The 24,365-nt window shown below is 71.4% G+C and carries 28 protein-coding genes; 11 read left to right on the top strand and 17 right to left on the bottom strand.

From position 1 onward, the window contains the following. Positions 1–49 precede the first annotated feature (49 nt). Positions 50–1,141, bottom strand: coding sequence for an L-cysteine desulfhydrase Cds1 (cds1, locus tag EV371_RS08550; RefSeq protein WP_130461575.1), 1,092 nt, complete (start codon positions 1,139–1,141; stop codon positions 50–52). Between the two features lie 72 nt (positions 1,142–1,213). After that, positions 1,214–1,666, bottom strand: a complete 453-nt coding sequence (locus EV371_RS08545; RefSeq protein WP_130461574.1) for an Lrp/AsnC ligand binding domain-containing protein — start codon at positions 1,664–1,666, stop codon at positions 1,214–1,216. Between the two features lie 248 nt (positions 1,667–1,914). On the opposite strand from EV371_RS08545, the gene EV371_RS08540 reads away from it, so the two are divergent. After that, the gene (locus tag EV371_RS08540; RefSeq protein ID WP_130461573.1) at positions 1,915–2,196 is read left to right on the top strand and encodes a BldC family transcriptional regulator; all 282 of its coding nucleotides are present in this window, start codon (positions 1,915–1,917) and stop codon (positions 2,194–2,196) included. Between the two features lie 49 nt (positions 2,197–2,245). Here the strand turns inward: EV371_RS08540 and EV371_RS08535 are convergent, their stop codons facing one another. Next, positions 2,246–2,875, bottom strand: a complete 630-nt coding sequence (locus tag EV371_RS08535; protein ID WP_130461572.1) for a UbiX family flavin prenyltransferase — start codon at positions 2,873–2,875, stop codon at positions 2,246–2,248. Between the two features lie 190 nt (positions 2,876–3,065). On the opposite strand from EV371_RS08535, the gene EV371_RS08530 reads away from it, so the two are divergent. Then, on the top strand, positions 3,066–4,376 hold the full coding sequence (locus tag EV371_RS08530) for a terpene synthase family protein (protein ID WP_130461571.1): 1,311 nt from the start codon (positions 3,066–3,068) through the stop codon (positions 4,374–4,376). 396 nt (positions 4,377–4,772) lie between these two features. On the opposite strand, the gene EV371_RS08520 is transcribed toward EV371_RS08530, so the two are convergent. Further along, positions 4,773–5,096, bottom strand: a complete 324-nt coding sequence (locus EV371_RS08520) for a hypothetical protein (RefSeq protein WP_165436558.1) — start codon at positions 5,094–5,096, stop codon at positions 4,773–4,775. A 361-nt stretch (positions 5,097–5,457) separates the two neighbouring features. Between EV371_RS08520 and EV371_RS08515 the strand changes: the two genes are divergently transcribed. The 3 genes from EV371_RS08515 (at position 5,458) to EV371_RS08505 (ending at position 8,026) form a co-directional block, all read left to right on the top strand. After that, on the top strand, positions 5,458–6,675 hold the full coding sequence (locus EV371_RS08515) for a helix-turn-helix domain-containing protein (protein ID WP_165436636.1): 1,218 nt from the start codon (positions 5,458–5,460) through the stop codon (positions 6,673–6,675). Positions 6,676–6,685: 10 nt separating this feature from the next. Continuing rightward, positions 6,686–7,222: a GNAT family N-acetyltransferase gene (locus EV371_RS08510; RefSeq protein WP_130461568.1), complete on the top strand. Its 537-nt coding sequence runs from the start codon at positions 6,686–6,688 to the stop codon at positions 7,220–7,222. A gap of 162 nt (positions 7,223–7,384) precedes the next feature. Next, complete coding sequence (locus tag EV371_RS08505; protein WP_486484539.1) at positions 7,385–8,026, top strand: phospholipase D-like domain-containing protein; 642 nt, start codon at positions 7,385–7,387, stop codon at positions 8,024–8,026. 41 nt (positions 8,027–8,067) lie between these two features. On the opposite strand, the gene mqnP is transcribed toward EV371_RS08505, so the two are convergent. From mqnP to EV371_RS08485, 4 genes are all read right to left on the bottom strand, one after another. Then, positions 8,068–8,970, bottom strand: a complete 903-nt coding sequence (gene mqnP, locus EV371_RS08500; protein ID WP_130461566.1) for a menaquinone biosynthesis prenyltransferase MqnP — start codon at positions 8,968–8,970, stop codon at positions 8,068–8,070. A gap of 52 nt (positions 8,971–9,022) precedes the next feature. Then, positions 9,023–10,486: a menaquinone biosynthesis decarboxylase gene (locus EV371_RS08495; protein WP_130461565.1), complete on the bottom strand. Its 1,464-nt coding sequence runs from the start codon at positions 10,484–10,486 to the stop codon at positions 9,023–9,025. Positions 10,487–10,586: 100 nt separating this feature from the next. Then, entirely contained in the window at positions 10,587–10,997 is a 411-nt protein-coding gene (locus EV371_RS08490) for a hypothetical protein (RefSeq protein ID WP_130461564.1), read from the bottom strand. Between the two features lie 118 nt (positions 10,998–11,115). Beyond that, positions 11,116–11,895 carry an MmyB family transcriptional regulator gene (locus EV371_RS08485; RefSeq protein ID WP_130461563.1) on the bottom strand — a complete coding sequence of 260 codons (780 nt, stop codon included), beginning with the start codon at positions 11,893–11,895 and terminating at the stop codon, positions 11,116–11,118. A 119-nt stretch (positions 11,896–12,014) separates the two neighbouring features. Between EV371_RS08485 and EV371_RS08480 the strand changes: the two genes are divergently transcribed. Next, complete coding sequence (locus EV371_RS08480) at positions 12,015–12,365, top strand: nuclear transport factor 2 family protein (RefSeq protein ID WP_130461562.1); 351 nt, start codon at positions 12,015–12,017, stop codon at positions 12,363–12,365. After that, a complete protein-coding gene (locus EV371_RS08475) occupies positions 12,362–12,733 on the top strand; it encodes a DUF1330 domain-containing protein (RefSeq protein ID WP_130461561.1) in 372 nt (123 codons plus the stop codon). Before EV371_RS08480 ends, EV371_RS08475 begins: the two co-directional genes overlap by 4 nt. A 218-nt stretch (positions 12,734–12,951) precedes the next feature. On the opposite strand, the gene EV371_RS08470 is transcribed toward EV371_RS08475, so the two are convergent. Continuing rightward, positions 12,952–13,581 carry a LysE family transporter gene (locus EV371_RS08470; RefSeq protein WP_130461560.1) on the bottom strand — a complete coding sequence of 210 codons (630 nt, stop codon included), beginning with the start codon at positions 13,579–13,581 and terminating at the stop codon, positions 12,952–12,954. A gap of 267 nt (positions 13,582–13,848) precedes the next feature. Between EV371_RS08470 and EV371_RS08465 the strand changes: the two genes are divergently transcribed. The 3 genes from EV371_RS08465 (at position 13,849) to EV371_RS08455 (ending at position 16,412) form a co-directional block, all read left to right on the top strand. After that, positions 13,849–14,574: a DUF998 domain-containing protein gene (locus EV371_RS08465; RefSeq protein WP_130461559.1), complete on the top strand. Its 726-nt coding sequence runs from the start codon at positions 13,849–13,851 to the stop codon at positions 14,572–14,574. A gap of 114 nt (positions 14,575–14,688) precedes the next feature. Next, entirely contained in the window at positions 14,689–15,060 is a 372-nt protein-coding gene (locus EV371_RS08460) for a YciI family protein (RefSeq protein ID WP_130461558.1), read from the top strand. A 53-nt stretch (positions 15,061–15,113) separates the two neighbouring features. Continuing rightward, on the top strand, positions 15,114–16,412 hold the full coding sequence (locus EV371_RS08455) for an RNA polymerase sigma factor (protein WP_130461557.1): 1,299 nt from the start codon (positions 15,114–15,116) through the stop codon (positions 16,410–16,412). Positions 16,413–16,434: 22 nt separating this feature from the next. Here the strand turns inward: EV371_RS08455 and EV371_RS08450 are convergent, their stop codons facing one another. The 7 genes from EV371_RS08450 to hemL form a co-directional block, all read right to left on the bottom strand. Beyond that, positions 16,435–16,863, bottom strand: coding sequence for a VOC family protein (locus EV371_RS08450; RefSeq protein ID WP_130461556.1), 429 nt, complete (start codon positions 16,861–16,863; stop codon positions 16,435–16,437). A gap of 126 nt (positions 16,864–16,989) precedes the next feature. Next, positions 16,990–18,027 (bottom strand): c-type cytochrome biogenesis protein CcsB, encoded by a 1,038-nt coding sequence (ccsB, locus tag EV371_RS08445; RefSeq protein WP_130461555.1) that lies wholly within the window; start codon positions 18,025–18,027, stop codon positions 16,990–16,992. After that, positions 18,027–19,700, bottom strand: coding sequence for a cytochrome c biogenesis protein ResB (locus EV371_RS08440; RefSeq protein WP_130461554.1), 1,674 nt, complete (start codon positions 19,698–19,700; stop codon positions 18,027–18,029). The genes ccsB and EV371_RS08440 overlap by 1 nt, the downstream gene beginning before the upstream one ends. Beyond that, positions 19,700–20,557 carry a sulfite exporter TauE/SafE family protein gene (locus EV371_RS08435; protein WP_130461553.1) on the bottom strand — a complete coding sequence of 286 codons (858 nt, stop codon included), beginning with the start codon at positions 20,555–20,557 and terminating at the stop codon, positions 19,700–19,702. The genes EV371_RS08440 and EV371_RS08435 overlap by 1 nt, the downstream gene beginning before the upstream one ends. Positions 20,558–20,624: 67 nt before the next feature. Beyond that, positions 20,625–21,221, bottom strand: coding sequence for a redoxin domain-containing protein (locus EV371_RS08430; protein WP_130461552.1), 597 nt, complete (start codon positions 21,219–21,221; stop codon positions 20,625–20,627). 1 nt (position 21,222) lies between these two features. Then, positions 21,223–21,873, bottom strand: coding sequence for a histidine phosphatase family protein (locus EV371_RS08425; RefSeq protein ID WP_130461551.1), 651 nt, complete (start codon positions 21,871–21,873; stop codon positions 21,223–21,225). Positions 21,874–21,878: 5 nt separating this feature from the next. Further along, positions 21,879–23,216 carry a glutamate-1-semialdehyde 2,1-aminomutase gene (gene hemL / locus EV371_RS08420; protein WP_130461550.1) on the bottom strand — a complete coding sequence of 446 codons (1,338 nt, stop codon included), beginning with the start codon at positions 23,214–23,216 and terminating at the stop codon, positions 21,879–21,881. A gap of 167 nt (positions 23,217–23,383) precedes the next feature. On the opposite strand from hemL, the gene EV371_RS08415 reads away from it, so the two are divergent. Continuing rightward, positions 23,384–23,719, top strand: a complete 336-nt coding sequence (locus EV371_RS08415; protein WP_130461549.1) for an anti-sigma factor antagonist — start codon at positions 23,384–23,386, stop codon at positions 23,717–23,719. Between the two features lie 67 nt (positions 23,720–23,786). Here EV371_RS08415 and EV371_RS08410 read toward each other — a convergent pair whose 3' ends face one another. Then, positions 23,787–24,341, bottom strand: coding sequence for a response regulator (locus tag EV371_RS08410; protein WP_130461548.1), 555 nt, complete (start codon positions 24,339–24,341; stop codon positions 23,787–23,789). Between the last annotated feature and the right edge of the window lie 24 nt (positions 24,342–24,365).

The raw sequence follows: 24,365 nt of genomic DNA, 5'->3' as shown, positions 1-24,365 counted from the left end.
CGGCAGCCCCTGTTGATCAGCAGCCCCTGCTGATCAGCCCGGCCACTGATCACCCCGGCCACTCACCGGTCGCCAGGAAACGTTCGACTGTGGACCGGTGCGGTGCCAGGTCGAGGCCCCGGCCGGCCACCCACTCGTCGGAGTAGTACGTGTCGGTGTAGCGTTCGCCGCCGTCACAGAGCAGTGTCACGACCGACCCGGTTCGGCCGGCGGCCCGCATCTCGGCGATCAGGCCGAACGCGCCCCAGAGGTTGGTGCCGGTCGATCCACCGACCCGCCGGCCCAGTACCGTCGACGCGACGCGCATGGCGGCCAGCGAGGCCGCATCCGGCACCCGCACCATCCGGTCGACGACGCTCGGCTGGAACGACGCCTCGACCCGTTGCCGTCCGATGCCCTCGATCCGGGATCCGGCGTCGGTGGTGGCGGACCAGTCGGCCGAGGTCCACGCGGGATAGAACGCGGAGTTCTCCGGGTCGACCACGCAGAGCCGGCTCGACAGCCGCCGGTAGCGGAGGTAGCGGCCGATCGTCGCGCTGGTGCCACCGGTGCCGGCGCCGACCACGATCCAGTCCGGTACGGGATGCCGTTCCAGGGCGAGCTGCGCGTAGATCGACTCCGCGATGTTGTTGTTGCCCCGCCAGTCGGTGGCGCGTTCGGCGTACGTGAACTGGTCCATGAAGTGCCCGCCCAGGTCCTCGGCGAGCCAGCGGGCCTCGACCACGACGGCGGCCGGATCGTCCACCAGATGGCACTTTCCGCCCTGGAACTCGATCAGCGCGATCTTCTCGGCCGAGGTGCTGGCCGGCATCACGGCGATGAACTGGACCCCGAGCATGCGGGCGAAGTAGGCCTCGGAGACGGCGGTCGATCCCGACGACGCCTCCACAATGGTGGTGTGCGGTCCGATCCAGCCGTTGCAGAGCCCGTAGAGGAAGAGTGACCGGGCCAGCCGGTGCTTCAACGACCCGGTAGGGTGCACCGACTCGTCCTTGAGGTAGAGGTCGATCCCCCACTGGCGGGGCAGCGGAAAGCAGAGCAGGTGGGTGTCGGCGGATCGGTTCGCGTCCGCCTCCACCGCCGCGATCGCCTCGGTGACCCAGGCGCGTTCGGCGTCGTCGCACCGGTCGAGCTGTTCCATGACCAGGAACGTAGCAAGCTGCTCCGGTGACCGGCCGAACCCGTCCCGGCGCTGGTCCGGCACCGGCAGGGGTCAGGACGGGCCGAGCGGCTGGGGGCGATCCTCCCATTTGGTCGAGAGTGCGACGGCCGTCCGGGTCGAGGCGACTCCGGCGGTCCGGTTCAGCCGCAGGATGAGCTGCTCCAACTCGGCAATTGTGCCAACTCGCGCCTTGAGCAGGAACGATTCCACCCCGGCCATGAAGTAACAGGATTCGATTTCCGGCATGCCCCGGATCGCTTCGAGTACGTCGTCGGTGTCCCCTCCGGAGTCCTGCACGATGCCGATCAGCGCCGTCACGCCGAGCCCGACCGCCTCCGGCTCGACGTCGGCCCGATAGCCCCGGATGACGCCGCCGGCCTCCAGTTTGCCCACCCGCTCGTGCACGGCCGGCGCGGAGAGGCCGACCTGACGGGCCAGTTCGGCGTACGAGAGTCGGGCGTTGCCGCGCAGCAGTTCGACGAGGCTCAGGTCGATCGCGTCCACGTTCTGAGACCCTAGTCCGGGTCGGTCGACGGGCCGTCCGCGGTGGCCAGCATTGTTGCTGACATAGCGGTTAAATGCCGTGAATCAGCCCGGCTAACCTCACAGACAGTACGTTTTCGCGTTTGCCGGACACGGCACTCCGGCGGTGTTGTAATTGCCGTACGTCCCTTAAACGAAGGCTCTGGCAAGCATGTGTTCTGGGGGCGGTCCTACCAGTCCGGGGGCTTCGTAGACGCGAGGAGGGGGCTGTGGACACTGGAGATCGTCTGCTGACGCCGGGCGAGGTGGCAGCGCTCTTCCGCGTCGATCCGAAGACCGTGACACGCTGGGCCGCGGCCGGGCGGATCGGCAGCATCCGAACACCGGGCGGACACCGCCGCTTCCGCGAGTCGGAGGTACGCGCGCTGCTCGAAGGCGAGGGGATGCTCGACGAGGTGGACGAGGACATCGCCAACCGGCCGCGCAACGCCGGGCCCGCCACCCCGAGTGGCCCCGGCCCGGCCGGGGCCGGAAACGTCGGCCTGCACTGAACCACCGCAACCAGGACAGCGGCTGAGCCGGGGTTCGGCGCCGGGGCGGTCAGCCCCGGTCGGCCCCCAGCTCGCCGGACCAGCGCCGGAACAGCGAGTGTGGCACGTCGAGCGCGTCGAGCACCTTTCCGGCCACGAAGTCGACGAGCTGCCGCGCGGAGGCGGCGGCTCCGGCACCGTAGAAGCCGGGGCTCGCCGGCAGCACCACCGCTCCGGCATCGTGCAGGGTGAGCAGATGCTCCAGGTGGCTGCGGGTGACCGGGGTCTCCCGGGGCACCACCACCACCGGCCGGTGCTCCTTGAGGTTCACTTCGGCAGCCCGTTGCAGCAGGTCCTTGGAGAGGCCGATGGCGATGCCGGCGCACGCCGCCGTACTCGCCGGCACCACCACCATGCCCCGGGTCGGGTACGACCCGCTGCTCGGCCCGGCCGCGAGGTCCCCGGCCGGCCAGTACGCCACGTCTGCGCCGGTCAGGTCCCGCCCGAGCCAGGCGGCAAGGTCGTCCTTCCAGTGCGCGTCCCGGAACGGACGGCCGGTCTCGTCCAGGATCGTCAACCGGGCAGCCCGGGAGACGACCAGATCCACCGGCTCGCCCGCGTCGAGCAGCCCGCCGAGCACGGCGGCCGGATACGGCGTACCCGATGCCCCGGAGACGCCGACCACCCACGGCCTTCTCATGCCCACCAGCCTGCCGCAAGCCTCGGCGCCGGCCCCGACCGCCCCCGGCGCGACCTGCGGGGAGTGGTCAGCGGGTATCCGGATCATCACGTTCTGCAAAATAGGACGTACGCGACGGTGATCACAGACGAGCCCGAAACTGCAATGCTGCTCACGTCTGCCCACGGGTTGCCGACGAAGGGGGCCGGGCATGTACGGGATCAGCTCGTGGGCGACCGAGCTGAGGTGTCCCATTCCGGCACGCCTCTGCCCGCACGCCGACGCGGTGCAGGACTGGCTGGTGGACTGGGCGGACCGGATCATCGGCCCGCTCGACGCGGCGGGTCGGGAGCGGCTCGCCCGGGGCGGGGTGGCCCGGTACGCCGGTCGGCTCTACCCCGATGCCAGCGAGTCCGACCTGCGGGTCCTCGCCGCTCTCTTCACCTGGTTCTTCCTGCTCGACGACGCCTGCGACGCAGCCCGGCGCCCCCGACCGACCGAGGTGGCCGCGCTCTGCGACGGAGTGCTGCGCCTGCTCCGGTCCACCCCGCCGTCAGCCAACTCACCCTCGGCAGGCGCACCCCCGCCCGGTTCGCCACACCCGGGGCCGACCCGCCGGGCGACCGCACACCCTGGGCCGACCGGCCGGACGACGACCGCACACCCCGGGCCGACCGGCCGGATCACCGCACACCCCGGGCCGATCGGCCGAGCCGCCGGGCACCCCGGGGCGGCGCAGGTCCGGCCCGCACACCACCCGTTGGCGGCCGCCGGCGGCCGGTCGGCCAACCAACCGGCGCCCCGACTCACCGTCCCGCCGCAGAGCCGGGCAACCAACCAGCCGACGCCGAGGTCGGAGGCGTTCGACGGGCCGCTGCGGCGGATGCTCGCCGACGCCTGGCGTGTCCCGTACGAGCGGATGTCGGCGGCCTGGCGGGAGCGCTTCGTCGACGCGGTGGCACACCACCTGGCCGGCGTGGTCACCGAGGCCACCAACAAGGCGAGTGGGCGGCTGCCCGGGGTCGCCGAGTACATCACGTTGCGCCGGGCGACCTCCGCCGCGTACGTCTCGTACGCCCTCATCGAGTTCGCCACCGGCCGCCCGGTGCCGGACGCGATCTACCACCACCCGGCGGTACGCGAGGTCGCCGACACCGCCAACGACCTGCTCAGCTGGTTCAACGACCTGCTCTCCCTGGAGCGGGACGCGGCCACCTCCGGCGGGCACAACCTGGTGCTCGCACTCGCCCGGGAACAGCGGATCCCGGTCGAGGCGGCGATCGAGGCGGTGGTCCGGCGCTGGCAGCACAGCATGCGGCGCTTCCTCGAACTGCGCGACGCCGTACCGTCGTTCGGGCCGGCACTGGACGGGCCGCTGCGGCAGTACCTGGACGGGCTCGGCAACTCGGTACGCGGCACCATCGACTGGTCCATGGAGAGCGCCCGCTACCGGGACGCCCTGAGCGCCACCCGCCCGACCGGACCACTCGTCGAGGCCGACCGACAGCGCCACCCGGACTGACAGAGCTCCGCTTGCCGCGAGCGGCTACATCACGCTGCTCTGCTTTGGGATAGGTCCGGGCCGGGTGGAGAGCCCACTTGTCATGCGCGGTTGTGGTACCGGCCCGCCCCGCCGGCCGCGCCCGATCGTGGCCCCGACCTTCGCACTGGCTGGCCGATCGGCCGAGCCCGGGCCGACGGGGACTCACGGATCACGCGCAGCCCGGCAAGCTGGACGAACACATCACGCTTGTCGACCGCCTCGCCGCACCCGTCGAGCACGTAACCGGACAGCCAGACCCAACCGTGGTACGTCGGCTTCGGATCCACCGACGCCACCCGAAGCACCAACGCCCGGGACCCGGAGAACTGCACCGACGCCCGGCCGTCGATCCGCAACACATCCCCCGGCTGAGGACTACCGGGCATGCCGGGCCAGCACGTCCACCCGGGCCAGCAACTCCATACACAACCTGTGCGGCGGCACCGACTCCCAATGACAACACAACGGATCATGTCCACGTACCCACACCCACAGGTAGCCGCCGTCGAATCGAGTGACGCCCTTGTCCACCTGCACGATCCGAATATCGACATACCCCACAACGTCCGCACCCTGGTAGTAGTGAGACCACTCACCAGGCTCAAACCGGACCCGGGTATCCACCGGCAGATCCGGAATCTCCGACGGTGGAATGTGCGGCGGCCGGCTCACCGGTTCGGCCCCGACACCCGCAACCACCGCCGACCATCCCGGCGGTAATCCCGAACCCGGCCCCGGCAGAACCAGCGGGGGGTCCAGCGTCGTACGGTCGTCAACATGTCGTGACCTCCAGGTGCGCCACGACACCCCGGAACACCAATTCACGGAGCGCCGCTCAGCGGTGTGGATGACTGGTGCCGGCCCGGGGCGTCCGGGGGACGGGGGCTCCGGACCGGCCGGGACGCGGGCGGTAGGCCGACGCCGGCGGTCACCGCGCCAAGCTGGGGATGCCGCTCGTTATCCCGTGTGGGTACCGTCGCAGGTACCGAGCGCAACCGCGAGCAGTGAGCAGTGGTCCCCTGTGGGCCATACAGCAGCCCACACCACTCGGGGAGGGTCTGTGGAAGACTTCGGCCAGATGCTTCGTCGCCTCCGGCGGGAACGCGGTATGTCCCTGCGCCGGTTCGCCGAGGTCGCGGGAATTGACTTCGGTTACGTCGGGCAGATCGAGCGGGGCGAACGCCGCTGCTCGCCGGAGTGGGCCGAGATCTGCGACCAGACGGTCGGCGCCGGCGGCGCCCTGGTGGCGGCACACCGGACGGAGAGCGCGACGAGAACGGGGGCCGAGGTGCGGCGGCGGACGGTTCTGATGGGGCTGGCGCTCGGCGCGTCGACCCCGACGGTTGCGGTAGAGGCCATCCGGCACGGGCTCGACAGCAGCATCGGTGCCGGTCCAGACGAGTGGAACATGATCGCCACCGACTACGCCCGAGACTTTTACACCACCCCGCCGGCTCGGCTGGTCGAGCAACTCGGACTGGACCTGACCGTGTTGCAGCACATGCTCGCGGCTGAGCCCGCCAACCGCGATTTACTCCGGGCCGCCGGACAGCTCGCCGTCATCATGGCGATGGCGCTCGCCTCTACCGGCCAGGTTGACCTGGCTCGCCGGTGGTGGCGTACTGCCCGACGGCAGGCCGACCAGTCCGGTGACCTTGATACCCGGCTCTGGGCCCGAGACTGGGAGACCGTCAACGGCACCTACGAGCGCCGGCCCATCCGACAGATCCTCGCTCTGGCCGACGAGGCGGTGACGTTGGCGAACGGCCGCCCTTGCCGGGGTACCGCCGGGGTGTTGTCCGGCCGGGCTCAGGCGCTCGCCGTCGCCGGCCGGGCCGACGAAGCGACGGCCGCGCTCCAGACGCTCAGCGATGTCACCGACCGACTCCCGGCTGCCGTCGTCGCCGACGCCGATTCGATGTTCGGCTGGCCGGAGGTCCGGCTGCGCTACACCCAGTCGTACGTGCATACCCACGTCGGGGACACAGCGTCGGCAATGGCCGCCCAGGATCGGGCGCTGGAGCTGTACCCGGTCGACCTGGCGCGCGAGCGGGCCCAGTTGCAGATGCACCGGGCGTCGTGCCTGATCCAGGCCGGGCACGTCGCCGACGGGCTTCGGTACGCTGCCGACGTCTTGGACGAGCTGCCCGTCGACCAGCACAACGCGCTGTTGTACGAGGTTGCCCGGCAGGTTGTCGCGACGGTCCCGGACGCGGATCGGCGCCGGGTCGAGGCCGAGGACCTGCGGGACCGGCTGGTGGCCCTGCCGGCTCGGTAGGCTGCCGGCCATGCCCGCCCTGGTGTACGAACTGCTCGACGCCGACCAGGCCCGTCCGCTCTCGCTGGAGCTGGAGCGCCTGTACGCCGAGGTGTACGCGGAGCCGCCGTACGAGGAGGGTCCGGAGCACACGGCCCAGTTCCGGCGTTGGTTCCGCGACCACTGCCGGCAATCCGGATTCAGTCTGGCCCGGGCCATGGACGGGGAGCAGCTCGTTGGCGTGGCGTACGGGCACACGATGCCGGCCGGCGGGTGGATGGAGCCGCGAGTCGACGACCCTCCGGGGCACCTGCTCGACGTGCCGAAGTTGACGATCCCGGAGTGGATGGTCCGACGACCGTACCGAGGCCGAGGCGTCGGACGGCGGTTGCTGGCGATGCTGCTCGCCGACCGGCCGGAGCCGTGCGCCATCCTGGCCAGCAACCCGGCGGCCCCGGCCCGCCAGCTCTATGACCGGATGGGCTGGCAGCAGTACGGCACCATCCGGCCGAAGCTGATTCCGCCGATGGATGTGCTCGTACTTCCGCTGACAGGGAAGCTTTCCTAGGCGGTGAGGTGCGGCCGCCCGACCCACCAGAGCCAGTCCAGCCCGACGAGTTCGCCGTACCAGACGACGGACCCTCTCCGCCTCGCGCTCGCCAGTGCGAAGATGACCGAAGCTGACCTAGCGTCCGCTGTCGGTGTCGACGAGAAGACCGTGTCCCGATGGGTGGCAAACGCCAGTCGGACGCCGCATCCGCGTCACCGGTACGCGGTGGCCGCCGCACTGGAGGTCGACGTGGAAAACCTGTGGCCCGTGGCCGTACGGACCGCCGTGAAGACCGGCTACGACCGAGAGATCGTCAGCGCGTACCCGAACCGGTCGCTGGTGCCCCGATCGCTGTGGCGGGACCTGATTGGCGACGCCAAGGACGAGCTGCTCTTCGCTGGATACACGAACTACTTCCTGTGGCTGGACTTGCCCGGCCTGCGCGGCGTGCTGCGCAAGCGCGCCGACGCCGGGGTGCAGGTGCGCTTCCTGGTGGGCGACCCGGACAGCCCGGTCACGGCCGAGCGCGAGCGGATCGAGGGAGTACCGCTGACCGTCTCGACCCGGATCCGGGTGACGCTGGACGAGTTCGGGAAGCTCCGCGACAGCGCGCCATCGGTGGCGGGCCGCTACTCGGACCGGCACATCGCGCTGTCCGTGTTTCGGTTCGACGCGGACATGCTGGTGTGCACGCACCTGGCCGACCAGATGGGCCACGACTCCCCGACGATGCATTTACGTCGCCGGCAGGACGGCGGGTTGTTCGACCGTTACGCCGCCCACGTCGAGCATTTGTGGGCGGCAGGCCGCCCAGTCCAGTGACCCGATGCCCGACTCTGGGCCCGAGAGCAGGAACCTAAGTCTCAGGCCGCGAGGTGCAGCCGGACCACCAGGTCGAGCAGGGCGAAGACGAACAGGGCGATCCCGACGAACCCGTTGGCGGTGAAGAACGCCCGGTTGACCCGGGACAGGTCGGTCGGGGTGACCACCACGTGCTGGTAGCCGAAGGCGAGCGCGGTGAGCAGCAGCCCGACCCACCAGAGCCAGCCCAGCCCGACGAGTTCGCCGTACCAGAAGAAGAGGCCGAAGGTCACGACGTGCGCGACGGTCGACGCGTGCAGGGCGAACCGGCGGCCGTAGCGTGCGGGGACGCTGCGTACCCCGATCTGACGGTCGACCTCGGTGTCCTGACAGGCGTAGATCAGGTCGAAGCCGCCGATCCAGAGGCCGACCGCCGCGCCGAGCAGCCAGGCCGGGCCGGACCCGGCGAAGGTGCCGGTGACCGCGAGCCAGGCGCCGACCGGGCCGACCGCCTGGGCCAGGGCCAGGATCGCGTGCGGCCAGTCGGTGAACCGCTTGCCGTATGGGTAGACCACCAGCGGGATCGCGGCGAGCGGGGCGAGGGCGAGGCAGAGCGGGTTGAGCGCCGCCGCAGCGGCGAGGAAGACCAGCAGCGCGACGACCGCGCCGGTCCAGGCGGTCCGGACGCTCACCGCCCCGGTCACCAGTTCCCGCCCGGCGGTACGCGGATTGCGCGCGTCGATCTGCCGATCGATGATCCGGTTCGCCGCCATGGCGAAGGTCCGCGCCCCGACCATGGCGACGGTGATCAGCAGCAGGTCGAGCCAGCGCACCTGGCCGCCGTGCCGCTGCATCGCGGTCAGCGCGGAGAGGTAGGCGAACGGCAGCGCGAAGACCGAGTGCTCGATCGCCACCAGCCGGAGGAAGGACTTGACCCGCCCCGGCGACCCCGCCACGGCGGTCACCCGAGCCGCCTTCCGTTCGCGACTGCGGGGCTCGCAAGCTCACTCCTCGCGCTCACGAGATGCCGTACTCCTTCCAGCGCTTGTCCACCAACGAGCGGATCTCCGGCGACATGGTCATCTCCTCCGGCCAGCCCCGGGTGTAGCCCTCGGTCGGCAGCTTGCGGGTGGCGTCCACCCCGGCCTTGCCGCCCCAGAACTGCTGGTACGACGAGTGGTCGAGGTGGTCCACCGGCCCCTCGGTGAGCAGCAGGTCACGGGCGTAGTCGACGTTGCCGAAGGCCCGCCAGGCCACCTCGGCGTAGTCGTGCACGTCGCAGTCCTCGTCGACGATCACGATCAACTTGCTCAGCGACATCAGGTGGGCTCCCCAGATGGCGTTCATCACCTTCTGGGCGTGCTTCGGATAGCGCTTCCGGATCGAGATGATCGCGCAGTTGTGGAAGACCCCGGCGGCTGGCAGGTCGTAGTCCACGATGTCCGGGATCAGCAGCTTCAGCAACGGCTGGAAGATCCGTTCGGTGGCCTTGCCGAGCCCGTAGTCCTCCTGCGGCGGCTTGGAGGTGATGATCGAGTGGTAGACCGGCTCCCGCTGGGTGGTCATCGCCTCGACGTGCAGCACCGGGAACGGCTCGACCGGGGTGTAGTAGCCGGTGTGGTCGCCGAACGGCCCCTCCGGCAGCCGCTCACCGGGCTCGATGTAGCCCTCCAGCACGATCTGGGCATGCGCGGGCACCTGGAGCGGCACGGTCAGGCAGTCGACCATCTCGACCCGCTCGCCCCGCAGGAAGCCGGCGAAGAGGTACTCGTCGATGTCGCCGGGGAGTGGGGCCGAGGCGGCGTAGCTGACCACCGGGTCGCAACCGATGGCGATCGCCGCCGGCAGCCGCTGACCGAGGCGTTCCGCGACGGCGTGGTGCGCGGTCGAGTCCTTGTGAATCTGCCAGTGCATGCCGAGGGTGTTGTGCGAGTGCTGCTGCAACCGGTAGAGCCCGAGGTTGCGCTTGCCGGTCTCCGGGTGCTTGGTGTGGGTCAACCCGTAGTTGTGGAAGATCCCGCCGTCGCCGGGCCAGACCTGGAGCCCGGGCAGCCGGTTCAGGTCGACGTCGCCGCCCCGGTAGACCACCTGCTGGCAGGGGGCGGTCCTGACCTTCTTCGGCGGTACGGACTTGAGCTGCATCACCTTGCCCAGGCCCTCGCGGATGCCGGACCAGCCGACCGGCAGCTCCGGCTTGACCAGCGCGCCGATCCGCTCGCCGATCTCGTCGAGCCGGTCGACGCCGAGCGCCATCGCCATCCGCCGCTCGGTGCCGAAGAGGTTGATCGCGACCGGCATCTCACCCCGGGTGGGGCGCTCGAAGAGCAGGGCAGGTCCGTTCGCCCGGACGGTACGGGTCACCACCTCGCTGATCTCCAGCGTCGGGTCGACCGGCACCGGGACCCGGCGCAACTCGCCGGCGCCCTCCAGCACGGTGAGGAACTCCCGGAGGTCGGTGTACGGGAAGCCACGAGCCGCCATGGCCGCTAGTCTGTCGCACCGCCGGTCAGGGCGGCACGGCCGGGTCCCCTCGCGGTGACCGGGCTCCCCGTCGACGGCCCTGGTGGCCGCGCCCAGACGGTCACCGCCCGAGCAGGCCGACGCCGAGCAGCAGGGTGCCGACCGTCAGGCTCAGCCCACCGGCTCCGACCAGCCAGATCAGCTTGTTGGGCCTGGTGTCCGAGGGGCGTACGACGGAGAGGAAGAAGCCGAGCGGCATCAGGATCGGCGCGGCGACCAGCAGGACCCGGATGAGCGTCAGCATGCCGTCGCCGTAGTCGGCCCGGTCCAGGTAGAGGAGCGCGACGAGCGCGAACAGCACGAGTACGCCCGCGTGGGCGTGCCCGGCGGTCCAGAGCGCCCGCCGGACGGGGTTGTCCAGATAGCCGGGTATCCGGCGGACCAGGTGCATGAGCAGCGACAACCCGCCGAAGGCGATGGTCGAAACGGTGATCAGCAGGATGGCGGCGGTGTTCTGGGTGGCGGACGACATCACACTTCTCCCCGTCGGCGCGACGAAACCGAACTTTACATCGTCTAGATTTCCATCCAGCAGCTATCTTGTCAACAGCAAGACTCTGTGAGGCCGGCCGGAAGGGTGCGGGATCGGTCTACCGCTGATCGAACCGGCGTCGGGTCTCCTCGTCGGCTGGCAGGAACGTCTCCAGATGCAGCCCTTCCAGGGCGACGTCGGTGGCGGTGCTGAGCGTGGCGGAGGTGCTGAAGAACCGGAGCGGGAAGCCGTCCACCTCGATCTCAAGGGTGATCACCGGTCCCGTGCGGAGGGGGACGGCATCGGGCTTGTCGAGGTACCCGGCGATCTCTGCGGCCAGCTCGCGGTGCCGCTGGTCATGGGTGCGGTCGGCACGGTGGCGCACCTGCTGCAGCAGATGACCGCCCCACTCCGCGCGATTGCCGATCCGACCGGCCAGCCCATCCGGGTGCAGACAGACCCGGACCACGTTGATCGGCGGCTCCAGCAGCTCCGGCGCGCAACCGGCCAGCAGCTGATCGACGGCAGCATTGGCGTCGACGATGTCCCAGTACTCGTCCAGCAGCAACGCGGGGTACGGCAGGTGGGCGTCGAGGAGTCGGCGCAGGCCGTCCATCACCACCGCGATCGACGAGTCGTCCAATTGACGATCCTGATAGCGCGGTGCGTAGCCGGCGGCCAGCAGGAGCCGGTTGCGATCCCGCAGCGGCACGTCGAGGTTGTCGGAGAGGCGCATGAGCATCTCCGGTGTCGGGCGCGCCCTGCCGGTCTCCACCCGGCTGAGGTGTCGGGTGGAGACCCTCGACCGGTTGGACAGCTCCTGCTGGCTGAACCGGCGCCGTTCACGCCAGGTCCGCAGCAGCGCGCCGACCGGCGGGACCTCGAATGCAACGCTCATGTCCGTGAGCTTAGGAGGCCGGGTGCGGGAGGCCATGACCTGCGAGGTCATGGATTGGATGCGCGGCCCCGGCCAGAATTCTGGACGTCAGCCGATCGAGACGAACGGGAGAAATGAGCATGAACGGCATCGTCCAGCAGTACCTGGCCACCTGGAACGCGACCGGTGACGAGCGGGCGAGGCTGCTCTCCGAACATTGGTCGCCCCGGGCGACCTACACCGACCCGATGGCCGAGGTCGCTGGCCACGAGGGGATCGACGCGGTCGTCGACGGCGTCCAGGCGCAGTTTCCGGGGCTCGTGTTCACCCAGGTCGGTGAGGCCGACGCCCACCATCGCCAGGTGCGATTCCGCTGGGGCCTGGGTCCGGAGGGAGCCGAGCCGCTGGTGATCGGATTCGACGTCCTGGTGCTGGACGAGTCGGGCCGGATCCAGGACGTGCGCGGTTTCCTGGACAGGGTGCCGGCATGACGGCGCCGCGCGGGTACGTGATCGGTTACCTGGAGAACGTCGAGGTCGGCCCGGAGATCGTGGAATACATCGAGCGGATCGAGGCCACGATGGCGCCGTACGGTGGTCGCTATCTCGTGCACGGCGGGCAGCTCGTCGGGCATGAGGGAACCTGGAACGGCGACGTCGTGCTGCTGGAGTTCCCCGATCTGGCGAGCGCGCAGGAGTGGTACGGGTCGCCGGACTACCAGGCGATCCTGCCGCTCCGCACCGCGCACGCGACCTCGATGGTCGCACTGGTCGAGGGGGTGCCCGAAGGCCATCGCGCGGTCCACAAGGTCCGGCAGCTCCTCCCGGACCAGCATGCCCCCACCAGGCAGGCGAGCTGAGCGCGGACCGGCCACCCGCCGGTGGGCCACGGCCTCTGGTGGGCGTCGCCGGACGTCCCGACTGCGGTTCCAACTGGTCGGGATGTCCGGCGACGTCGCCGGGCAGCATCGTCGCACCGCTGGCGGGCTGATCGAGCGCGGGCACGACCTGAAGACACTCCCGGCGGTGCCCCGGACGGTCGTCGCGTCCCACCGGTCAGGCACAGGGCCGACGGGAGTCAGGCCCGCTCGGTGGCGAGCCGGACGCTGAAGCCGAGCATCGCGACCCCGGTGCCGGCGTCCATCGCCCGGCGCACCCGGCGTCGGGACAGCACCCGGCGTGCCCGGTGCAGCAGCCCGACCAGGGTCAGCAGGTAGAGCAGCGAGAGCACCGCGTGACTCAGCGCGAAGAGCAGCAGTACGCCCAGCGGGGCGCGCTCCCCGACGAACTGCGGAAGTACCGCGAGATAGAAGGCCAGCACCTTGGGGTTGGTGATGTTGGACAGGAAGCCCTGTCGCCAGCCGGCGAGGGCCTGCCCGGGCGGGGCGGGCTGGTTCCCGCCGATCGGGGCGTACCGGCCGCGCCAGGCCGAGCGCAGCGCCTGGAGCCCGAGGAAGGCGAGGTAGCCGACGCCCACCCACTTGATCGTCTGGAACAGCGGCTGGGAGCCTACGATCACCGCCCCCAGCCCGGCCGCGGCCGCACTGCCCTGTACGGCGTTGGAGCAGGCGACGCCGACTGCGCTCCACCAGCCCCGCCCGCGACCGGCGGCGAGCGTGTTCCGGGTGACCACCGCGAAGTCCGGGCCGGGGACCACGATCAGCACCACCGCGAAGAGCAGGAAGGTGCCATAGGTCGTCCAGGACATGGCCCCGAGCCTACGACCGGCCGCCCCGACGGCACGTTTCGGGCAGATCCGGCCACCACTCGTCGGTGCCGCCGGTGGCCCTGGTCCGAGCCGCGCCGCGCCGCTCGGGTCGGGTCGGGTCGGGTCGGGCGAGCTTCTCGGAGAGGTCACCCGAAATTCCTCGGAAAAAGTCAGGCAGAGCTGTCGGATCCGTCGTCGCCCGTTCGAGGCAGAGGTAGCGGCCGGTCCGGGCGACGCACCGGCCCAGTGGAACCGAGGAGGACGACGATGAACCAGTACGGCACGACGACCCAGGACACCGGATCCGGGCCGGCCGCCCCGTCGGCCGGGCAGCCGTGCGACCCGGCGACCGGTGTCACGAGGGCCCTGTTGGCGTACGGCGTGCTCGCCGGGCCGAGCTACGTCCTGGTGTCACTGGCCCAGGCCTTCACCCGGGACGGATTCGACCCGACCCGGCACGCCTGGAGCCTGCTGGCCAACGGCGGGCTCGGCTGGATCCAGATCACCAACCTGGTGCTGACCGGGCTGATGACCTGCGCACTCGCGGTCGGACTGCGCCGAAGCCTCACCCGGGGCACCGGAGCCGGCTGGGCGGCCCGCCTGATCGGGGCGTACGGGATCAGCCTGGTCGCGGCCGGCGCGTTCCGGGCGGACCCGGCCCTGGGTTTCCCGATCGGCACCCCGGAGACCGGCACGGCGGTAACGTGGCACGGCACCCTGCACCTCGTGGCCGGCGGCATCGGTTTTGGCTGCCTGATCGCGGCCTGCCTGCTGCTCGGCCGGCGGTTCTCGACCGAGGGGCGGCGGGGCTGGGCGGCCTTCTCCCGGCTGACCGGCGTGCTGTTCCTCGCCGGCTTCCTGGCGATGGCCGCCGGAGCCGGAGCCGTCTGGTCCAACCTCGCCTTCACCTGCGCGATCGTGCTGGCCTGGGCCTGGGTCTCGGCCCTGGCCGTCCACCTGTACCGCCGGGCCACGCCCGCCCGGGCCGGCTGACCCGCCCGGGCCGGCTGACCCGACCGGGCCGGCTGACCCGACCGGGGCGGCCCGGCGACCGGCAGCACGGCATACGACGTACCCGCCAGACAACGAACCGAAGGAGACCGGAAGATGCGATACCTGACACTGTTGCGAGCCACCCGGACCATTGCCCCGCCGCCACCGGAGCTGATGGAGGCGATCATGCAGCTCGGTGAGGAGGCGACCGCGGCCGGCGCCCTGCTCGACCAGGGCGGACTGGCGCCGAGCGCGGAGGGCGCCCGGATGCAGGTCGCCGCCGGCAAACTCAGTGTGACCGACGGGCCGTTCGCCGAGGCCAAGGAGATGATCAGCTACGCGGTCTACGAGGTGCGCTCGAAGGAGGAGGCCGTCGAGTGGGTCTCCCGGTTCCTGAAGCTGCACCGCGACATGTGGCCGGGCTGGGAGGGCGAGAGTGAGGTTCTCCGGGTCTTCGGCCCCGAGGACTTCGCGCCGCCCGCCTGAGCCCACGCACTCCCGCTCCCGACAACCCGATCTGCGTGCTTGGATCGGGAGTCATGGGGGTGGCAGGGCGAAAGCGGCAGGCCAGCCGGGAGGCTGTCGAGGCGGTCTGGCGGATCGAGTCCGCCCGGATCGTCGCCGGGCTCGCCCGGCTGGTCCAGGACATCGGGCTCGCCGAGGAACTCGCCCAGGACGCGCTGGTCGTCGCACTGGAACAGTGGCCCCGGGAGGGGGTCCCGGCGAACCCTGGTGGCTGGCTGATGTCGACCGCCAAGCATCGGGCGGTCGACCTGCTCCGGCGGCGCACGACGTACCAGCGGAAACTCCAGGAGCTGGGGCGGGAGGTGGAGAGCCGACCGGACCCGACCGAGGCCGAGCTGGCCGCCGCACTGGACTCGGAGCGGATCGACGACGACCTGCTGCGGTTGATCTTCACGGCCTGCCATCCGGTGCTGCCGACCGAGGGGCGGGTGGCGCTGACGCTGCGGCTGCTGGGCGGGCTGCGTACCGACGAGATCGCCCGGGCGTTCCTGGTGTCGGAGCCGACGGTCGGGCAGCGGATCACCCGGGCGAAACGTACCCTCGCCGCGAAACGCGTACCGTTCGAGTTGCCGCCCCGGGCCGAGTTGGCGGACCGGCTCGGCTCGGTGCTGGAGGTGGTCTACCTCGTTTTCAACGAGGGTTACTCGGCGACCGCCGGCAACGACTGGACCCGGCCGGCGCTCTGCGCCGAGGCGCTACGGCTCGGCCGGATCCTGGCCGGGCTGATGCCGGAGCAGGCCGAGGTGCACGGCCTGGTGGCGCTGTTGGAGTTGCAGGCGTCCCGGATCCCGGCCCGGACCGGGCCGGACGGCGAGCCGGTGCTCCTGCCCGACCAGGACCGCCGACGGTGGGACCGGCTCCTGGTCCGGCGCGGGCTGGCCGCCCTGGACCGGGCCGAGTCGCTGGGCATCGGCCCGTACACCCTGCAGGCGGCGATCGCGGCCTGCCACGCGCGGGCCCGGACCGCCGCCGAGACCGACTGGGTACGCATCGCCGCGCTCTACCGGGTGCTGGTGCACGTCTCGCCGTCACCGATCATCGAGCTGAACCGGGCGGTCGCGGTCGGGAACGCCACCGGCCCGGCGGACGGTCTGGCCATCGTCGACACGCTGCTCGCCGAACCCGTCCTTGCGGCCTATCCGCAGCTACCCGCCGTCCGGGGTGACCTGCTGGCCCGGCTGGGCCGGCAGGAGGAGGCGCGGCGCGAGTTCGCCAGGGCGGCCGAGCTGACCCGGAACGCCCAGGAACGGGCACTCTTCCTCCACCGTGCCGCCGCCCCCGACGCGGACGCGGCGCCCGGCCCGGTGGAGTGAGGGGTGGGTGGGGCGCGGCGGGTTAGGCCGGGGCCGCCCCGGTCGGCAGGGTGAGCTGCCAGGAGACGCCGAAGCGGTCGTTGACCCAGCCGAACTTGGCGCTGAAGCCGTACGAGCCGAGCGGCATCAGCTCCTGGCCGCCCTCGACGAGCGCACCGTAGAGGTGGTCGATCTCCTTCTCCGACTCGCAGGTCACGTAGAGCGAGACCGCCGGGGTGAAGCCGAACCCGTGCGTGACGCTGCTGTCGATGCACATGTACTGCTGGCCGCCGAGCCGGAAGGTGGCGTGCCGGACGGACCCCTCGGCGCCGTCCTCGCCGGAGCCGTACCTGTCGACGGCGAGGACCTCGCCGTCGTCGAAGAGCGACGTGTAGAAGGTCATCGCCTTCTCGGCGTTGCCGTCCTGGAACATCAGGAACGTGGTGACCTTCTGGGGCGCGATCGCAGACACTTCGCGGATCTCCTTCCCGGTACGGGTGGCAGGTGGGTACGCGCGATCGACCGCACGTACTACCCCTATCTTTCAGGTCTCGCTTATATAAGTCAAGCCTGAAGATGCCCCAGCGGCGACGACGGATCAGTCGAGGCCTCCGTACGAGTGCAGGCCCTCGAAGAAGATGTTCACGCCGTACAGGTTCATCTGCATGGTCAGGAAGCCGAGCACGGCGATCCAGGTCGCCACCGGACGCTTCACGCTCGGCGTCGCCCGGGCGTGCAGGTAGCCGGCGTAGACCACCCAGGAGATGAAGGCCCAGATCTCCTTCGGGTCCCAGCCCCAGTACCGTCCCCAGGCCGCCTCGGCCCAGACCGCGCCGGCCATCACCGCGAAGGTGAAGATCGGGAAGGCGAACGCGTGCAGCCGGAAGGTCAACCGCTCCAGCGTGTCGGCGGCCGGCACCCGGGCCCCCAGGCTGTACGGGAAACTCCGCTTGCCCTGGTCGTGGCCGTGCCGGATCAGGTACATCACCGCCGGCACGGCACCCAGCAGCAGGATGCCGGACGAGACCGCGATCGTCGCCACGTGCACCACGAACCAGTACGAGTCGAGCGCCGGCACCAGCGGCACGATCGGCACGTAGAGCAGCAGCCCGGCGACGGCCAGCAGCAGCACCATGGCGAGCGCGACGAAGAGCCCGAGGTGCCGCAGCGTCGGGCGCCGGTAGAGCAGCACCAGCCAGCCGACCACCCCGACGAAGGTGACCGAGAGCAGGTACTCGTACATGTTGCCCCACGGCATGCGCTCGGCGGCGATGCCCCGGGTGACCAGCACGGCGAGGTGGACCAGCGCGGCGAGCCCGGTGAGCGCGACGGCGGTCCGGCCGGCCAGCACCGCCCGATACGGCCCCGATCCGCCGGCCGGCACCGACGCGTCCGAGCCGGAGAGCGCCGTGTCGGGAAGCGCCGTGTCGGCGACCGGGCCCGGCTCGTCGGCCGGGCCGGTTCCGCCGGCCGCGCCGACACCGGCCCCGACCAGCACCCGCGCGCGCTCCGGCCGGGCCGCCGCCCGGCCGATGACACTGCGGGTGCCGAAGGCGTACTCCACGGCGTGGCAGATCATCGCCAGCAGGTAACACAGGATCGCGACCACCAGGAGTTGGTCGGAGAGCGCAGCCATCAGTCGGTCCCCTCTTCCGTCGCCGGATCGGGTCGCGTCGCGGCGACGAGCCGGTCGAACTCGTCGGCGAACCCCGCGTACTCGGTGCGCGGCAGACCACCGATCTCCAACAAACTACTACGACCTGTCGTGGTCGTGTCGGCCGGTGCCGGAGAAAGCCGGAACCAGACCCGGCGCCGCCGCCCGAACAGCGACGTCATCAGTCCGACCAGCAGCAGTGCCGAGCTGATCAGCACGATCCGCTCGCCCGGGTCGTACCGGGCCGAGATGGTGACGTACTGGCGGGTGCCGAGGAACTCCACCGACGTACCGTCGTCGAGCGTCCACTTCTCACCCGGGCGCAGCAGCTTGCCCTCGCCGATCTGCGTCAGCCTGCCGCTGCTCACCTGGCGCTGGTCGAGCCGGTAGACCGACCCGGGAATCCCGGCGTCCATCCCCAGGTTGCCCCGGTACGCGAAGAGCATCACCGCCGGGGAGCGCTCCGCCGGGTACATCGAGCGGGTGAAGGGCGGCGAGTCCGGCGCGGTCGGGAGATACAGCCCCTCGAAGGCGACCTGGAGATCGGGGTTGCGCGCACCGGTCACCGGGTCCAGGTTCACGTCCGGGAAGGCCGCCACACCCTCGCTGGTGAGGTTGCCGTCGATGCTGAGGAACGCCTCGTCGCTGGTCTGCGACACGCCGTTGCGGTCGGTGTAGCGCAGGATCGGCGCATAGCCGTGCCCGAGCAGGTAGACGCTGGCCCCGTCCAGCCGCAGCGGATCGTTGACCGAGAAGCTCGCCCGGTACGGCGCCCTGTCACCCTGCTCCACGATCGTCTCGGCCCGGAACGACTCCGGCTGCCCGCTCGGCAGGAACGTCGCCGTGAAGTCGGTCAGTTCCAGGCAGAACGGCGGCAGGTCGGCGGCGTCCACCCGGTGTCCGAGCTCCGACTCGGCGTACTGCTGGAGGGTGTTGCAGTACGCGTTCTCCGGGCCGGCGACCAGCAGCAGGTTGCCGTGCCAGCCGTACCAGGAGCCGAGGCCGACCCCGAGCAGCACGCCGAGCAGCGAGAGGTGGAAGAGCAGGTTGCCGGTCTCCTTGAGGTAGCCCTTCTCCGCCGAGACGGTGTCGCCACGGACCGCCACCCGCCAGCGCCGCCCGCGCAGCGCCGCCGCGATCCGGGCCAGGTCACCGTCGTGGTCGGTCAGCACGGCGTGCCGGGGCAGCCGGTCCAGCCGCTTCGGCGCCGGTGGCGGGGCGGCGCGCAGCGCCCGGAGGTGGTCGCGCAGTCGGGGCAGGATGCAGCCGACCAGCGAGGTGAACAGGAGTACGTAGATCGCCGAGAACCACGGCGAGGCGTACACGTCGAAGCCGCCGAGCCGGTCCAGCGCCGGGAAGAGATCGGGATGCTCGGCGGCGAACCGGTTGACGTTCTCGATGTTGATGTTGCGCTGCGGCAGCACCGAGCCGGGGATCGCGGCCAGGGCGAGCAGGAAGAGCAGGATCAGCGCCGTACGCATGCTGGTCAGCTGCCGCCACGAGTTGCGCAGCAGGGCCAGCGGCAGCGGGGTCCGGCGTACCCCGGAGGGCCGGCCGCCCCCGGCCGGGCCGCCGGGCGCCGGCGGCTCGGCCTCGGCGACGCCGGTCGGCGCGCCCGCCGACCCGGTGCCCCGACCGTGCTGCTCGATCGACATCAGATGCTCACCTCGCCGACCCCGAACGTGGTCTGCAACCAGATGACCAGGTCCTGCCAACCGCCGGTGACCAGGGCCAACCCGATCGCGATCAGCAGTGCCCCGCCGACCCGGGTGACCCAGCGGCTGTTCCGGCGCACCGCCCGGAACAGCCCGAGCAGCCGGGAGAAGCCGAGCCCGAAGGCCACGAACGGCAACCCCAACCCCAGGCAGTACGCGACGGCGAGCAGCGCGGCCCGGTCGGCCTGACCGCTCGCCGTGCCCATTCCGATCACCGCGCCGAGGGTCGGGCCGACGCAGGGTACCCAGGAGAGCGCGAAGACCGCGCCGAAGACCGGGGCGCCGAGCAGGCCGGCGGCGGGGAGCCGGCGGATCCGGAACTCCCGCTGCATCCCGGGTACCAGCCCGAGGTAGGAGACCCCCAACACGATGATCACGATGCCGATGCCGATCTCCAGGGGGCGCTTCTGCGCGAAGAGCGCCTGCCCGGCGGCGGTGACCAGCACGGCGGTCAGGGTGAAGACGACGGTGAAGCCGGCGACGAACAGCAGCGTGCCGGCGAGCACCCGACCCCGGACAGCCCGGGGCGTCCGGACCGCCACCGCCACCGCGGCACCTGCCGGCTCGTCCGCCGGCGTCGGCGAGCCGGGGACCGCCGGCTCGCCGGTGGCGCCGTCGGTCCCGGCGCGGCGCTGCTCCAGGTCGCTGCCGGCGAGCCCGGTGACGTACGACAGGTAGCCCGGCACCAGCGGCAGCACGCACGGCGAGAGAAAGCTGACCAGGCCGGCCAGCGCGGCCGCGCCGAAGGCCAGCAGCACCGGTCCGCTCACGGCCAGTTCGGCGAAGGTCTCGCCCATCAGCCCAGCCCGCCCGTCAGCGTCGAGCCCTCGCCCGTCCGCAGGCCGCCCATCCGCAGGCCGCCCATCAGTTCGGCCCGCTCGGTGGCTGCTCGTCGGCGACCCGGGCGACGATCGGCTCCAGCCGGTCCCGGGTCACCCCGGCCCGGATCACCACCGCGATCCGGTTCTCGCGGTCGAGGACGACGGTGGCCGGGATCGAGTTGGGCGGGATGTCGAAGGCCAGCGCCAGCCGGCTCGGCGGGTCGAAGAGGCTCGGATAGCTCACCTGGTAGGCGGCCTCGAAGGCCTTCGCCTTGTCCCGCCCGTCCTGGATGTTGATGCCGAGGAAGTGCACCCCCCGGTCCCTGGTCGCCCGGTAGGTCGCTTCCAGGTCGTCGGCCTCGGCCCGGCACGGCGCGCACCAGGAACCCCAGAAGTTGACCACCACCACCCGGCCGCGTCCCTGCGCCGGGTCGTACGCCCCACCGGCCAGCAGTTCACCGGCGAGCGCCGGAGCCGCCGGGCGGTGCTCCGGCGCGCACTCGACGATGCCGTCCGTGGTCGCGCATTCGCCCTTCCAGTCACTTCCGCCCCCGCCGCCGCCCGAGCAGCCAGCCAGGGCCAGCGTCACGGCGACGGCGATCAGCGCGCCGAGGCCGGCGGCTCGCCGGGGGCGGTTCACGTCAAGCCCCCTTGGCCGTCCGCGCGGTCGGCGACATGGCGACCAGGTGCGCGGCCGGCTCGGTGTAGCCGATACCCACGATCTTGGCGCCGTCGAAGTGGAACGAGGTCAGGCTCGCCAACCCGCACTGCCGCCTGCGCGGGTCGTGCCAGAGCCGCTTGTGCTCGACGTACCGGCGCAGGGTCCAGATCGGAAGCTGGTGGGAGACGCAGACCGCCTCCCGCCCCTCGGCGGCGATCCGGGCCGCATGCAGGGCCGCGAACATCCGCTCGGCGATCAGCCTGTACGCCTCGCCCCAGGACGGCGTGACCGGGTCGCGCAGCACCCACCAGTTGCGCGGGTCGCGGAACGAGCCGTCGCCGGGCGAGACCCGCTTTCCCTCGAACCAGTTGGCGCTCTCGATCAGCCGCTCGTCCACCCCGACCGGCAGCCCGAACTGCGCCGCGATCGGCTCCGCCGTCTGCTGGGCCCGCTCCAGCGGGCTCGCCACCACGTGCGTGATGTCCCGCTCGGCGAGCGCCTGGGCGGCCGCCTTCGCCATCTGCACGCCCAGCTCGGATAGGCGGAAGCCGGGCAGCCGGCCGTAGAGGATCTTCTCCGGGTTGTACACCTCACCGTGCCGGAGTACGTGCACGACCGTTGTGCTGCCCACGTTCCCTACCCCCCGTGACCGGCCGCCGCCGCAGCCTCCGCCGCGACCGGCAACGCCGCCGCGATCTGCCCCAGCGCGGCGTCGTCCAGCGCCGTCGAGACGAACCACGATTCGAAGGAGCTGGGCGGCAGGTAGACCCCGCCGGCCAGCATCGCGTGGAAGAACGCCCGGAACGCCGCGACGTCCTGGGTCCGGGCGGTGTCGTAGTCGTGGACGTCCGCGCCGGTGAAGAAGATCGAGAACATGTTCCCGGCGTACGACAGCCGGTGCGGCACCCCGGCGGCGGCCAGCGCGTCGCTCGCCAGCTTGCCGACGGTGCCGGCCAGCTCGTCGAGCCGCTGGTACGTCGCGCGGTCGGCCAGCCGCAGCGAGGCCAGCCCGGCCGCGGTGGCCAGCGGGTTACCGGAGAGCGTGCCGGCCTGGTAGACCGGACCGGCCGGGGCGAGTCTTCCCATCACCTCGGCCCGGCCGCCGAACGCCGCCGCCGGCAGCCCGCCGCCCATCACCTTGCCGAAGGTGTAGAGGTCGGCGTCGACCGGTTCGAGGCCGGCCCAGCCGCCCGCCGAGACCCGGAACCCGGTCATCACCTCGTCGAGGATCAGCAGCGCGCCGTGCGCGTGGGCGATCCGGGCCAGCGCCTGGTTGAAGCCGTCCCGGGGCGCCAGCACACCCATGTTGCCCGGCGCCGCCTCCGTGATGATCGCGGCGATCTCGGACCCCTGGGCGGCGAAGGCCGCCTCGACCGCCGCCACGTCGTTGTACGGCAGCACGACCGTCTCGCTCGCCGCCGCACCGGTGACCCCGGGCGAGTCGGGCAGCCCGAGGGTGGCGACCCCCGAGCCGGCCGAGGCGAGCAGGGCGTCGACGTGCCCGTGGTAGCAGCCGGCGAACTTGACGATCCGGCCCCGTCCGGTGAAGCCCCGGGCAAGCCGGATCGCCGACATCGTCGCCTCGGTCCCCGAGTTGACCAGCCGGACCTGCTCGACCGGGGTGCGCGCGACGATCTCGGCGGCCAGCTCGACCTCTGCCTCGGTCGGGGCGCCGAAGCTGGTCCCGTTGGCGGCGGCGGCCTGCACCGCGGCGACCACCTCGGGATGGGCGTGGCCGTGGATCAGCGGCCCCCACGAGCAGACGAGATCGACGTAGCGTCGGCCGTCCGCGTCGAAGAGCCACGGCCCGGTACCGCGGGCCATGAACCGGGGCGTGCCGCCGACGGCCTGGAACGCGCGCACGGGAGAATTCACCCCGCCCGGCACGAGGGCGCGGGCGCGGTCGAACAGGGCCTGGGAGGCCGGTGCCGCGGCCGGATAGCGACCGGGGCCGGCGGGGTACGTCTCAGTCACGGTGTCGCCATTCTGTCAGCGCTGTCTGTGCGCCCGGCACCCACCCCTCGGGCCGTCGCCCACGTCACGCCCGGGGCGGGCCGTCCGGCGCGCCCGGTGCGGTGCGCTGCCGGCGGGGCGAAGCGCCAGCAGAGGCCGGTTGGGGTAGGTCGCGATAGGCTAATCGGGTGAACCGGGCGGACCTGACCATCGGCGTGCGGCGCGGCACCGACGAGGTGACACTCATCCTCGCCGGCGAGATCGACATGCTCACCGCCGCCAGGCTGTCCAGCGTCGTCAACGAGGTGCTCGCCGATGCACCGTCCCGGATCGTGTTGGATCTGACCGATGTCACCTTCTGCGACTCGCAGGGCCTAGGCACCCTGGTCGTCCTCAGCCGCAAGGCCAGCCACTCGCAGAGCCTGCTGATGTTGACCAACGTCGGCGACTTCCTGCTCCGGGTGCTGGACATCACCGGCCTGCGTTCCGCCCTGATGATCCGGAACGGGCAGTCCACCGGCTGACCCGGCGGAGGTCAGACCACACCGCAGGACGTCGGACCAACACAGAGCGTCAGGCCACTGCGGAACGTCAGGCCGCCGCACCCCACCGCGCCTGTTCCAACACCTCCACGGCCCGGTCCCGGCTCTCCGGGGTGTCCGACCGGAGCAGCGCCACCGCGTCGTCCACCGCCTCGGTCATGGTCCGCCACTGGTTGTCCCGCTCCCGGACCAGCTCGGACTGTGCGGCGAGTTGTCGCGACTTCACCCACAGTTCGACGAAGACCGAGACCTTGGCCCGGAGGACCCACGGGTCGAACGGCTTGGTCAGGTAGTCGACCGCACCGACGGCGTACCCGCGCAGGGCGAGCTGGGCGTCCCGGTCAGCGGCGGTGAGGAAGATGATCGGCACGTGCCGGGTACGCTCCCGCCGCTTGATGTGGCTGGCCGTCTCGAAACCGTCCATCTCCGGCATCTGGGCGTCCAGCAGGATCACCGCGAAGTCCTCCACCAGGAGCTGCTTCAGCGCCGCCTCGCCGCTCTCCACCGCGACCGACTGGACGGGCAGGCCCTGGAGGATCGCCTCGAGCGCCATCAGGTTCTCCCGCCGGTCGTCGACCAGCAGGGCTTTGGCCAGCTCGCTCACTCGATCGTCCCCTCGCCCCGGATC

The sequence above is a fragment of the Plantactinospora sp. CNZ321 genome (assembly GCF_004217235.1).
This window is presented reverse-complemented; position numbering and strand designations above follow the sequence as displayed.